At 61.4% G+C, this 11,881-nt stretch carries 11 protein-coding genes; 3 read left to right on the top strand and 8 right to left on the bottom strand.

Annotated features, from left to right (window positions below):
- Positions 1–138 precede the first annotated feature (138 nt).
- Positions 139–885, top strand: coding sequence for a flagellar basal body L-ring protein FlgH (flgH, locus tag JK213_RS10045; RefSeq protein ID WP_194262808.1), 747 nt, complete (start codon positions 139–141; stop codon positions 883–885).
- A gap of 52 nt (positions 886–937) precedes the next feature.
- Here flgH and JK213_RS10040 read toward each other — a convergent pair whose 3' ends face one another.
- From JK213_RS10040 to hrcA, 8 genes are all read right to left on the bottom strand, one after another.
- Entirely contained in the window at positions 938–2,179 is a 1,242-nt protein-coding gene (locus JK213_RS10040; protein ID WP_194262807.1) for a lipopolysaccharide assembly protein LapB, read from the bottom strand.
- A 3-nt stretch (positions 2,180–2,182) separates the two neighbouring features.
- The gene (locus tag JK213_RS10035; RefSeq protein WP_099286074.1) at positions 2,183–2,617 is read right to left on the bottom strand and encodes a biopolymer transporter ExbD; all 435 of its coding nucleotides are present in this window, start codon (positions 2,615–2,617) and stop codon (positions 2,183–2,185) included.
- Positions 2,618–2,689: 72 nt separating this feature from the next.
- On the bottom strand, positions 2,690–3,115 hold the full coding sequence (locus JK213_RS10030; protein ID WP_062028222.1) for a biopolymer transporter ExbD: 426 nt from the start codon (positions 3,113–3,115) through the stop codon (positions 2,690–2,692).
- A 4-nt stretch (positions 3,116–3,119) separates the two neighbouring features.
- On the bottom strand, positions 3,120–4,214 hold the full coding sequence (locus JK213_RS10025; RefSeq protein ID WP_194262806.1) for a MotA/TolQ/ExbB proton channel family protein: 1,095 nt from the start codon (positions 4,212–4,214) through the stop codon (positions 3,120–3,122).
- A 140-nt stretch (positions 4,215–4,354) separates the two neighbouring features.
- On the bottom strand, positions 4,355–5,023 hold the full coding sequence (locus tag JK213_RS10020) for an energy transducer TonB (protein WP_194262805.1): 669 nt from the start codon (positions 5,021–5,023) through the stop codon (positions 4,355–4,357).
- A 397-nt stretch (positions 5,024–5,420) separates the two neighbouring features.
- Positions 5,421–6,552, bottom strand: a protein-coding gene (prfB, locus tag JK213_RS10015; protein ID WP_194262804.1) for a peptide chain release factor 2 whose coding sequence is annotated in 2 segments (ribosomal slippage) — positions 5,421–6,482 and positions 6,484–6,552 — 1,131 coding nt in all. Because the reading frame shifts where the segments join, the coding sequence is not laid out codon by codon here.
- Between the two features lie 39 nt (positions 6,553–6,591).
- Positions 6,592–9,222, bottom strand: coding sequence for a penicillin-binding protein 1A (locus tag JK213_RS10010; RefSeq protein WP_194262803.1), 2,631 nt, complete (start codon positions 9,220–9,222; stop codon positions 6,592–6,594).
- A gap of 107 nt (positions 9,223–9,329) precedes the next feature.
- Positions 9,330–10,400 carry a heat-inducible transcriptional repressor HrcA gene (gene hrcA / locus JK213_RS10005; protein WP_194262802.1) on the bottom strand — a complete coding sequence of 357 codons (1,071 nt, stop codon included), beginning with the start codon at positions 10,398–10,400 and terminating at the stop codon, positions 9,330–9,332.
- Between the two features lie 83 nt (positions 10,401–10,483).
- On the opposite strand from hrcA, the gene rph reads away from it, so the two are divergent.
- A complete protein-coding gene (gene rph, locus JK213_RS10000) occupies positions 10,484–11,206 on the top strand; it encodes a ribonuclease PH (protein ID WP_194262801.1) in 723 nt (240 codons plus the stop codon).
- Positions 11,206–11,802, top strand: coding sequence for an RdgB/HAM1 family non-canonical purine NTP pyrophosphatase (gene rdgB / locus JK213_RS09995; protein ID WP_194262838.1), 597 nt, complete (start codon positions 11,206–11,208; stop codon positions 11,800–11,802). Before rph ends, rdgB begins: the two co-directional genes overlap by 1 nt.
- Positions 11,803–11,881: the final 79 nt, after the last annotated feature.

The following is an 11,881-nucleotide window of genomic DNA, read 5'->3' as shown; positions in this document are numbered from 1 at the left end:
AAAGTAAGCGATGCAATGGTTGATCAGTCACGTTCAACGCGCCTTTTAAACGCGCAAGAATGCAGGCGTCTTAACAGGTTTTTTACCGCTAACGTGTTTGCTTGAGACCCTACGGAACTGACGGATCTCAACTTCCCCATGCGGCATCCTTTTCGACATTCTGTGCGTACTCTGGGGCTGCTTGGCCTCTTGCCTGTCCTGTCAGCCTGCAATTCCCTTGCCCAGATGTCCGAAATCGGGCGACCACCCCGCATGACCTCCATCACAAATCCGACGCTGGCGGCCTCCTATCGTCCGGTCAGCATGCCAATGCCCCCCCTTCAGCCGCCTCCTGACGAAGCGGCCAGCCTGTGGCGATCCGGAAGCAAAGCCTTCTTCAAGGATCAGCGTGCCTCTCAGGTCGGGGATCTCGTCACGATTATCGTGGACATCACCGACAACGCCGCTTTCAACAACGGAACGACGGCTGACAGAGCCGCTGACGAAAAGTTCGGCATTCCCAACCTTTTCGGCATCAAGGGCAAGATCATCAGTTCGATTACCGGTGCAAACAGCCTGAATACGGCCAGTAGCAGCGATTCCAGCGCGACCGGGAAAATCACCCGCAACGAAACTGTTACCCTGCGTCTGGCCGGAACCATCACTCAGGTCCTGCCCAACGGCAATTTTGTCGTGATGGGAAAACAGGAAGTCCGGGTCAACAGCGAGCTACGCGAGCTGGGCGTGAGCGGCATTGTCCGCCCTCAGGACATCACGGCGGATAATACAGTCACGCATGACCGGATGGCCGAAGCGCGGATCTCCTACGGTGGACGCGGAACCCTCACGCAGCTTCAGACACCACGTTACGGGCAGCAGTTCATGGACACGGTCCTGCCGTTCTGAACACAAAAAAGCCGGGGAGAGCCCCGGCTTTTTTGTGAATCGAAAGACTGTCTTACTTCGCAGGACGCGAAAGCAGCAGAGACCAGAGCTCCGCCACGTCACGAGCCGCTCCGTTTCCGGAAACAGCCTCAAACGTTTTGATGGCTTCGGCCTTCTGGCCACCATCCATCTGCGCCATACCGTATTCAACCTGAGCCAGATCGGGGTAACGCGGATTCTTCCCCAGACCCGTCTTCATCAGGGCCAGACCGGCATCAACCTGTCCGTTCAGCACCTGATTGTAGCCAGCGGTCAGAGCCGGTCCTGCATTCGGCGCAGAGGCCGCCTGCGTCACAGCAGCAGCAAGCTGGCTCCGGTTCGTGGCAGCCTGCTGGGCAACGAACGCATGGAACTTCGCATCAGCAGCGGCGGTGGGGCCGTTACCAAGCGAGTGATTCGCATAACCCTGATTGAGCAGGTTCAGCGCAAGCTGGGGCAGGCCCATCTGCACTGCACGCTCGGCCATGTCCTGATAATCGGACGGATCCTTCAGCACACCCGTCGCCAGACGCAGGCGCTCGACATAGAAAATGAGCGGCGGCGAGAGGTTCGGATTCGCGACCAGATCATGGATCAGCATCGACCAGTAATCAGGCTTCGAATAATACTTGGCTAGAAGAACATAGGCATGCGTCTTGGCGTCCGCATCCTTCAGGTTCGTATAGGCCGTGGCCAGCATCTGAAGCTGATTTTCGGCCGGAACCTTGCCAGCCTTGATCGTGGCGTCCACCTGCTCCTGCGCGGCCTTGGCCGTGCCTTTCCAGTCCTGCTGCAGATAGTAGCACTGGATCAACATGGTCTGCATGCGCGGGTCGGCGCCATATTCCTTCAGATAGCGCTCGGTCGCCGGAATGGCGCGGGCGTACTGCTTGGCACTGTAGGCCATGGTGGCCTGTGCCATCAGCATCTGGCCCTTCGCGGCCTTCGGCGTACGCGAACTGTTGATCAGAACGTCATAGGCCTTGATCGCGGCGTCCGTGTTGCCGGACTGTGCGGCAATCGCGGCGCGCATCTGAGCCGTGGTGTAGGTTTCGTAATCGGTCTTGCCCTTGACCGCGTCTGCGGCATCGACGGCTTCCATGGCCTTGGCATAATTTTTGGATGCCAGAGCACTCTGGGCCTGCTGCAGATCCTTGCCAACAGCCTGACCGAGAACGTCATCGGCATGGGCGGAGCCAGCAAACGCGGCGATACCAAAGACACCGGCCAGCAGAAGATTACGGGCGCTCAGACGGCGGTAAAGGGACAAAGACACGAATTACTGTCCTTCCATGAACTGATCCAGACCAACAATTCCAAGCTTGGTCATACCAAGACGCTGTGCGTCTGCCATAACATGGGCCACGGTCTTGTAGTCCGCAAGACGATCCGGGTGGATATGCATTTCAGGCTGGTCCGGCATTGCGGCAGCGGCCTGAAAATGAGCCTGAAGAGACGCCTCGGACGTAATCGGCTCGTTGTTCCAGGAAATGCTGTTGTCGTAGCCGATGCTGACGGTCACGAGTTTGGGTTGTTCGGTCGATGGGGGAGGATTGCCCTGAGGCAGATCGATCGCCACCGAGTGTGTCTGAAGCGGAATGGTGATGATCAGCATGATCAGCAGCACCAGCATCACGTCGATCAACGGCGTGGTGTTGATATCGACAATGCCTTCGTCTTCGTGCGTGCTGTCAGATCCGACGCTCATGCCCATGACGGCGGTTCTCCAAAAAGGTGACGTGAAAGCTTTGTCGGGCCGCCCTGTCCGGAACGACCCGACACGACCTCAGTTCGAGTGAGGCTGCTCGGTAATGAAGTCCACGTGGGCGATACCAGCTTCCTGGCAGGTCGCGACCACTTGGCCGACTGCCAGATACTTGGCAGCCTGATCACCGCGGATCTGGATCTGCGGCTGGGGCTTCTGCTTTGCCACCTCAACGAGACGGTTCAGCAGGTCAGTGTGGTTCGCAACCGGCGTCGTGTCCCAGAACACCTGGCCGTTTGAATTCACTGCCAGAACGATGTTGCCCTTCCTGGTCTGGGTAGGCGTATTCGCATCGACCGGCAGCTTGACCTTCACCGAGTGTGTGGCGACCGGGATGGTGATCAGAAAGATGATCAGCAGCACCAGCATGACGTCGACGAGGGGGGTGGTGTTGATTGCCGACACCACCTCGTCGTCACCGCCGCCTCCTCCGACGTTCATTCCCATAGGATCAGATCCGCTCGCTGGTGGTGATGGTGGTCGGAACAGCCATGCTGCCCTGTTCCGGGCTGACGCCGTGACGGAAGCCGCCGATCAGGACGGACTGGATGTCGGCCGCGAAGTTGCGAACGCGATCCATGGCACCCTTGTTACGGCGAACGAGCAGGTTGTAACCCAGCACGGCCGGAACAGCGGTGGCAAGACCGATGGCCGTCATGATGAGGGACTCACCAACCGGGCCTGCAACCTTGTCGATGGATGCCTGACCGGAGATGCCGATGGCCGTCAGGGCGTGATAGATACCCCAGACCGTACCGAACAGACCGACGAACGGCGACGTGGAACCCACCGTACCGAGGAAGGCGAGGCCGCCCTGCATACGGGTGTTGATGGTGTCGACCGAGCGCGAGATGGACATTTCGGTCCAGGACGGCAGGTCGATCGAGTCACGCATGGAGCCTTCATGGTGCTCGGCGGCAACGATGCCCGTTTCTGCAATGTAGCGGAACGGAGAAGACGCCTTCAGGGCAGCAGCACCCTGCTGAACGGACGGCTTGGTCCAGAACTCGCGTGCAGCTTCCTTGGAGGCAGCAAACAGACGGCCCTGCTCCAGGAATTTCATGACCATGATGATCCAGGTACCAGCGGACATGATCACCATGATGATCAGAACGCCACGGGCAATCGCATCGCCATTGGCCCACAGAGCGCCGAGGCCATACGGGTTACCCTGCGGAGCAGGAGCTTCCGGCGTCGCGGTTGCGCTCTCGCCCGGCGTTGCAGCCGCTGCGGGAGACTGGTCGGCCGGAGCCGTTGCCGGAGCGGCACTGTCAGCAGGCGCAGCAGGTGCACCCGCATCATTCGGAGCAGCTGCCCCAGGAGCGCCAGCCGGATCGGCGGACGTTGCCGGGGGTGCCGGGTTGGTAGAGGGGTCAACCGGAGCGGCTGCAGGGGCGCTCTGGTCGGCAGGAGCCGGCTGGGCGAAAGCGACGGCCGGTGCAACTGCACCGGAAGCCAGGGCCAGCGTCAGAGCCAGCGCGCTGGCCCGGACGGCACGCGCCTTCGTCGGAACGGCAAGGGCAGGAAGGCGGAACAGTCTGGTCATGAACTCCATATCCTCGTTATCGATGCCCGTTTCCGGAGCTTTTAATGGGGTGTCGGCCATATGGAGACCGGCCCTTTTCTGAGCCCTGTCAGGGACTGGAAATCCTGACAGGGCAATTCTGTTTGACGGCAGTCGAAAGATCAGTCGTCGCCCATCGTAAAGTCGATGTGCAGGACGTGGTGATGCTCTGTTACCGGAACGCCATTGACAACGGCGGGCTGGTAACGGGCCCGACGAAGGAAGTCGAGCGCACTTTCCACGAACTCATGGCCACCGCTCGAACTGGTAATGGTACAGTTCGCCGTCTTGCCTGTCGGAAGAATGTCACACGATGCGGTCACATGACCTTCGCGGTTTTCTTCCATGGCCTCGTCCGGATAGACAGCCTGTGCACCGTTGATCGGCCGCGCGCCTGCCTGATGATCTGGCACTGCGTCAGCTGGCGGTCCCTGCGGCGGAGACGGAACGGGCTCCGGCGAAGGGGTCGGGCTGGGCGGTACCGGATGCGGCGGCTTGGCGTGAGTGACACGCTGGATCGCCTTGGGCGGCGGCGGCACGGAAATCTTCGGCGGCGGAATATACGGCGGCGGCGGCTGCTCCATCTGCGGCGGCGGCGGCGGTGGCGGTGGCGGCGGTGGCTTGGGCTGTTCCTTGATCACTTCCGTCTTGATAGGCGGCTTTTCCTGGACCAGCTTGCTCACAGCACCACTCATAAGCGCATAGATCACAGCGCCCATAGCCAGCACGGCCACGACGATCGCGACAATGTAGTCTGTCGGCTTGCGCTGCTGTGCGGCGTAGCTCTTCATGTCGAAACCTTCTTACCCCTCACTGACACCGGCGTTGGTCCACATCTGCCGGGTGCGGTGCCCCGATTTCTGTGTTGCCATCAGGCTTTCCCGCTGCAGACGCATAGGAATGCGTCATATGCCGTGAGAACATACCCGATATGCTGATTGGGCAGTCTAACCCCCATGCTGTCAAGCCGGTGATTGCTCTTATCGAAACGATTTTTTCATATTGTGGACATATTCTGCGCTTTGCGCCCTGTCCGGGCAAATAAAAATATTCCCCGAAATCCTGAGAACGTAACGTCACTTCACCGCGTTATGACAGATTCAAGAAAAAAGGCGCCGGAACAGTTTTTCTGTTCCAGCGCCTGAGCGAATCCGTCTGAAAGCCGACAGGGCTTAAACGTAACAGGGTTTACTGGGCCGAGGCGCTAGCCTCCGACCGGGTCGCCCCGACGCTCTGCGCCAGCGAGGCCGACATGAAGTCGTCCAGGGCACCATCGAGCACCGCGCCCGGATTTCCCTTCTCCACACCCGTCCGCAAGTCCTTGACGAGCTGATAGGGCGCCAGAACGTAGGACCGGATCTGGTGTCCCCAGCCGATATCGGTCTTGGAGGCTTCCGTCTGGGCGGCAGCGGCTTCGCGCTTCTGCAACTCGGCTTCGTACATCCGGGCCCGCAGCATTTCCATTGCCTTGGCGCGGTTGCGGTGCTGCGAACGGTCGGTCTGACAGGCCACCACGATCCCGGTCGGGATATGGGTGATCCGGATGGCCGAATCCGTTTTGTTGACGTGCTGTCCACCCGCGCCCGAGGCCCGGAACGTATCAACGCGCAGATCCGAATCGTTGATCTCGATCTCGATCGAATCATCCACGACCGGATAGACCCACACAGACGCGAACGACGTCTGACGTCGGGCCGCCGCATCGAACGGCGAGATCCGAACCAGACGATGCACGCCCGCTTCGGTCTTGAGCCAGCCATAGGCGTTCGCACCGCTCACCTGAATGGTCGCGGACTTGATGCCAGCCTGCTCGCCTTCGCTGCCTTCGATGAACGTGACCTTGTAGCCATGCTGCTCGGCCCAGCGCGTGTACATGCGCAGGAGCATCTCGGCCCAGTCCTGAGCTTCCGTACCACCGGCGCCCGCATTCACCTCAACGTAACAGTCATTGCTGTCCGCCTCGCCCGAGAGCAGGCTTTCGATTTCGCGCTTGCGGACGTCTTCGGCGATGGCACGCAGGGTCTGAACGGCATCCTGAACGAGACTGTCATCCCCTTCCATCTCCGCCAGTTCGACCAGTTCGAGCGTGCCTTCGACCTCGGCTTCGATCTGCTGGACGCCTTCGATCTGGTTGGCAAGCGTCGTGCGCTCGCGCATCAGCTTCTGGGCAGCGTCTGCATCGTTCCACAGGTCAGGGTCTTCAACGCGGTGGTTCAGTTCCGCGAGGCGTGTTGTTGCGACATCCCAGTCAAAGATGCCTCCTCAGCAGTGCCACCGACTGCTTGATCTGGACGGAAAGGGCCTCGGTTTCGGCCGACATAGTGTCCTCCACTCATAAGGGGGGTCTGTTCTGGTGGCCTTAGTATAGGCCGCCCACGCCGATGTCACCATCGGACGGAGCAGGTTTCTGGACCTGTCCCGGCGCTGCGGACGACCCGGTTCCGGCTGTGCCGCCTCCCGGCTGATCCGGCATCTGGGCCATGCCACTTTCGGAATCCGAAATCACGCTGTCCGCGCCTGTATCGGCAGCGGTCAGAGCCTCGGTCCCCGCGCCGAAGCCATGCAGCTCAACGGACGCACCCGGAACCTGATCGGTCTTGAAGCCATCGACGGCCGAAATACGTCCTGTGTCGTAGCTGGCCAGCGTAATACCGTCTGGCACGCGGAAGTCGAGCTTCGGACGGCTGGCCAGAGCGACCTTCATGATCTTGTTCCAGATCGGCCCGGCAATGCGGCCGCCATCCGAATTGCGACCCAGCGTCTGGGGTGTATCGAAACCGACCCAGACCACCGTGACGATATCGGGGGAGAACCCGGCAAACCACGCGTCATGGAAGTCCTGACTGGTCCCGGTCTTGCCCGCGATGGGACGGTCGATACCGACACCCGCCATACGGCCGGTGCCCCGGGCGATCACGTCCTGCATCATTTTCACGATCTGGAACGTGCTCTGCTCGCTGGCCAGCGTCGGGCGCGTGTCGGTCAGGGAGGGAACGGACACGCTGCCGGGTACGGGCATGGCCGGGGCGGGAACGGGCACGGCAGGTGCCGTCGTCCCGTCGGTCGGGGCGCCGTCCGTGGGAGCAGGCTGTTCGCTGGGCGGAGCCTGCATGGCGGTGCCGAGCTTCAGCCCCCCCGCCTGCCACAGCACGCTCCCGGAGCGGTCCTGAATGTCGTCCACAAGAGTCGGCGTGACAATATGGCCACCATTGGCGATCGTGGCGTAGGCCGCAGCCTCGCGCATGACGGTGGTTTCGACGGCGCCTAGTGCTGCGGGCAGAACATGCGGCATCTGCGCCACAAGCCCGGCGCGGATGGCCGTATCGGCGACCGCTTTCATGCCGAGATGGGCGGCGACACGGATCGTGACGAGGTTGCGGCTTTCGCGCAGCGCGTCATGCAGCGTCGTCGGACCCCAGTTGTCATGTTCGTAGTTCTGCGGATGCCAGTCGCCATAGGAAATGGGCGAATCGTCGAAACGCTCGGACGGGGAAATCCCCTGTTCCATCGCGGCCAGATAGACGAAAGGCTTGAACGACGACCCCGGCTGACGCAGCGCCTGCGTGGCCCGGTTGAACTGGCTTTCATGGAACGACCAGCCGCCGACCATCGCCAGAACGCGGCCCGTATGCACATCCAGCGTCACAGCCGCGCCTTCGACCTGCGGAATCTGGCGCAAGGCCGCCGAACCGCCTTCCTGCGGTTCGATCATGATGACGTCCCCGGCACGCAGCGGATGCGCCCGCCGCGCCCAGCCGATGTCGGTCGCAAGAAGCGCGCCTTTGCGGGGGCTGCCTTCCTCGATCCAGCCGACATGCGTGCCACCCGGCAACACGACCGCCAGACGCCACTCGCGCAGCATCCCGCCGGGCGGCGTGACATGATCGAGCGCGCTTTCCCAGCTATCGTCCTGAATGTCCGACAGGGTCCGCAACGGCCCCCGCCAGCCACTATGGGCGCGGTCGTAATTCATCAGCCCTTCATGCAGCAGGCGCGTCTCGGTGGTCTGAAGGTTCTGGTCCAAGCTGGTATGGACCTCCAGACCACCCTGTGCCGCACGGTCCTGACCATACTGGGCGATCAACTGACGACGGACCTCCTCTCCGAACCATTCGGAATCCGGCAAAGGCCCAAAACGCTGCTTCTGCTGCGGGACCAGCGGCTCCTGCTTTTCCTGATCGGCCTGCTCACGCGTCAGAACGCCTGCCTCGACCATCAGGTCCAGCACAAGGTTACGGCGGCCCATCGCGGCCTGCGGATGCAGGAACGGGTTGTAGTTCGTGGGCGATTTGGGAAGGGCTGCCAGCGAGGCGGCTTCGGCATCATCAAGCTGGTCGAGCGGCTTGTTGAAATAGCTCTGCGCGGCCGCGGCGACACCATAAGCGCCGTTCCCGAGATAGATGCCATTCAGGTAGATTTCGAGAATCTTGTCCTTGGACAGCACCTGCTCCATTTTTATGGCAAGCAGGGCTTCCTTGATCTTGCGATCAAGGCTCACGACGTTGCTGTTGAGCAGCATGACCTTCGCCACCTGCTGGGTGATGGTCGAAGCACCCAGCGGACGGCGGCCATGACGCGCGAAAATGTCCGTCAGGCCCGCACGGCCGATCGCCATGAAATCCACGCCGCCATGCGTGTAGAAATTATGGTCTTCCGTGGCGATGAAGGCATTCTTCACGCGCTCGGGGATGGCGTTGATCGGCACGAAGATCCGGCGTTCGTTCGCCAGCTCGGCCATCAGACGGTCATCGGCAGCATAGATGCGGCTGACGGTCGGCGGCTGATAGGCGCGCAGGCTGTCCACGCTGGGCAGATCCGCCACCAGCTTGGCATAGGTCGTCCAGCCCAGAACGCCTGCCCCAGCCACACCCACAAGCCCCACACCGGCGATGATCGCCAGGGACTGCCGGTAGCGGCGGAAACGGGGAGGGCGTGGTGGCGTGGCGCCCGGACCTTGAGGGTTACGGGAGCGGAGAGAGCGTCGCGTCATGCCCCCTGCATAGCATTATTCCGCCCCTTTCGTCGCCCCGTCTAAAAAGGTCATTTCATGAAAGAGGCGTAACCCCGGGACCATCCTCCCGAAACGTTCAGCAGCCTTCAGCCAAGCAAACGGCCAACCATCCGTGCGGTGTAATCCACAACAGGCACGATCCGCCCGTAATTCAGACGGGTCGGGCCGATCACGCCAATCGCCCCCACGATTTTCTGGGCCTCGTTGCGGGCAGGCGCCACGATCATGGACACGCCCGACATCCCGAACATGCCGCTTTCACGCCCGATATAAATCCGCACCCCTTCGGACGCATCGGCCAGTTGCAGCAGCTGAAGCATGGTCTCCTGCGTCTCCAGATGGTCGAACAGCATACGGATCGTCGTCAGGCGCTCGATTTCCGTGATGTCGGCCAGCAGCTTCCCCTGCCCTTTCACGAACAGCGTCCCCCCGTCGGCGTCCCATGTCGCAAGACCGCTTTCGATCACACTGGCTGTCAGGGCGTCGAGTTCATGGCGGCTGGCATCCATTTCGCCTCGGACCCGCTCGCGCAGCGTACCGAGCGTTAGGTCACCAAGACGGGCATTCAGGTAGTTCCCGGCCTCGACAAGAGCGGAAGGCGGCACGCCGGGCGGGGTCTCGATGATGCGGTTCTCAACCTGCCCGTCCGAACCCACCAGAATGACCAGAACCCGCCCCGGACCAAGTGCTACGAACTCGATGTGCTTGAGCGCGGCATCCGATTTCGGCGCAAGCACCAGCCCGGCAGCGGAAGACAGACCCGACAGCAGGGACGACGCTTCAGACAAAATGTCCTGATAGGACCGCCCGTGAATATCGAGCCGGCTGTCAATACTGGCGCGGTCTTCTTCCGTCAGCGCGCCAAACTGGAGCAGGCCATCCACAAACAGACGCACGCCCTTTTCGGTCGGCAGACGCCCGGCTGAGACATGCGGGCTGAACAGTAGCCCGGCCCGCGCCAGATCCGCCATGACATTGCGGATCGTGGCCGAAGACAGCGCCGGTTGCAGGCGCTGGGCCAGCGTCTGGCTGCCGATAGGCTCCCCCGTTTCGACATATTCCTCAACGATTTCGCGCAAAATCGCGGCTTCACGATCTCCCAGACCGTGCGGCATCGGGATGGAAGGGCGGAACAGGGGAGGCTGTGGTCGCATCATGGTAAACCCACTGTCGGGGCTGGATGGGTCTGCGTCAAACGCGCTAGAGGCGGGACATATTCTTCCACAGGATCTTTTTTGACATGACTGACACCGCACGCAAGCGTCCCTCCGGGCGTGCGCCGGACGAAAACCGCATTGTTTCAATCGAAACAGGCTTTGCCCGCCATGCCGAAGGCTCCGCGCTCATCCGCGTGGGCGGCACGGAAGTCCTGTGCACGGCCACGGTCGAGGAGCGTGTTCCGGCGTTTCTGCGCAACAGGGGACAGGGCTGGATCACGGCCGAATACGGAATGCTCCCCCGGGCGACGCATCATCGCGGCCAGCGCGAAGCGGCCAAAGGCAAGCAGTCCGGCCGGACGCAGGAAATCCAGCGACTGATTGCCCGGTCGCTCCGGGCCTGTGTGGATCTGAAAAAGCTGGGAGAGCGAACCATCACGCTCGACTGCGACGTCCTGAACGCGGATGGCGGCACGCGCTGCGCCTCCATCACGGGGGCTTGGGTGGCACTAGCGATCGCGCTGAAGACAATCAAGCGCTCACAGGCGCTCACGGCTCAGGTCGCAGCAGTCTCATGCGGGCTGACAGAGGCGGGAGCCGTGCTGGATCTGGACTATATCGAAGACAGCAACGCGCAGGCTGATACGAATTTCGTCCTGACGGCGGATGGTGGCATCATCGAAATTCAGGGGACCGCCGAGGACAAGCCGTTTCAGGAGAGCGAATTTTTCGAACTCCTCCGACTGGCAAAGCTCGGCACAGCCCGACTGTTCGACGCCCAAAATCACGTCCTGGAGACTGCATGATGCGGACACTGTCCCGAGGCTCAAAAATCGTTCTGGCCAGCCATAATGCCGGCAAGCTGCGCGAATTTTCCACCCTGCTGGCCGAGAGCGGGATCACCGTCATCTCAGCCGCCGAACTGAATCTCCCGGAACCTGAAGAGACGGAAGAGACCTTCACTGGCAACGCCGCCATCAAGGCTCTGGCCGCAGCCCGGGCTTCCGGACTGCCCGCGCTGGCCGATGATTCCGGTTTCTGCGTCGCGGCGCTGGACAACCGGCCCGGCGTCTATTCCGCGCGCTGGGGCGGCCCGACCAAAGACATGCAGATCGCAATGAACCGCGTGCATCGGGAAATGGGCGACAGTGCCGATCACCGGGCCTTTTTCGTCGCGGCCCTGTGTCTGGCATGGCCGGATGGCGAAACGCGGACTGTGCAGGGCGAATGTCACGGCACGGTCATCTGGCCCCCACGCGGCAATCATGGACACGGTTATGATCCGATGTTCGTGCCGGAAGGCGGAAGCCGGACTTTTGCGGAAATGACCGAAGCCGAGAAAAATGCCATCAGTCATCGCGGCCGGGCGCTGGAGCAATTCCTGAAGAATTTTATCGCCTGATGACTGGAAAAACCCGGTCTTTTCCAAAAGAAAATTCCGGGTTTTCATTCCTTTCAAAAACAGTTCTTTGAAAATAGAA

This window comes from Gluconobacter sp. Dm-44 (assembly GCF_018256175.1).
In the GTDB taxonomy this organism is placed as follows: Bacteria; Pseudomonadota; Alphaproteobacteria; order Acetobacterales; family Acetobacteraceae; genus Gluconobacter; species Gluconobacter cadivus.
The sequence above is the reverse complement of the archived record's forward strand: the minus strand, read 5'-3'. Positions and strand labels throughout refer to the sequence as shown.

Bases quoted from the DNA above. Each gene is read 5' to 3' on its own strand.
- flgH (WP_194262808.1), top strand. From the start codon at position 139: ATGCGGCATCCTTTTCGACATTCTGTGCGTACTCTGGGGCTGCTTGGC.
- JK213_RS10035 (WP_099286074.1), bottom strand. From the start codon at position 2,617: ATGGGCATGAGCGTCGGATCTGACAGCACGCACGAAGACGAAGGCATT.
- JK213_RS10030 (WP_062028222.1), bottom strand. From the start codon at position 3,115: ATGGGAATGAACGTCGGAGGAGGCGGCGGTGACGACGAGGTGGTGTCG.
- JK213_RS10025 (WP_194262806.1), bottom strand. From the start codon at position 4,214: ATGACCAGACTGTTCCGCCTTCCTGCCCTTGCCGTTCCGACGAAGGCG.
- JK213_RS10020 (WP_194262805.1), bottom strand. From the start codon at position 5,023: ATGAAGAGCTACGCCGCACAGCAGCGCAAGCCGACAGACTACATTGTC.
- JK213_RS10010 (WP_194262803.1), bottom strand. From the start codon at position 9,222: ATGACGCGACGCTCTCTCCGCTCCCGTAACCCTCAAGGTCCGGGCGCC.
- hrcA (WP_194262802.1), bottom strand. From the start codon at position 10,400: ATGATGCGACCACAGCCTCCCCTGTTCCGCCCTTCCATCCCGATGCCG.
- rph (WP_194262801.1), top strand. From the start codon at position 10,484: ATGACTGACACCGCACGCAAGCGTCCCTCCGGGCGTGCGCCGGACGAA.
- rdgB (WP_194262838.1), top strand. From the start codon at position 11,206: ATGCGGACACTGTCCCGAGGCTCAAAAATCGTTCTGGCCAGCCATAAT.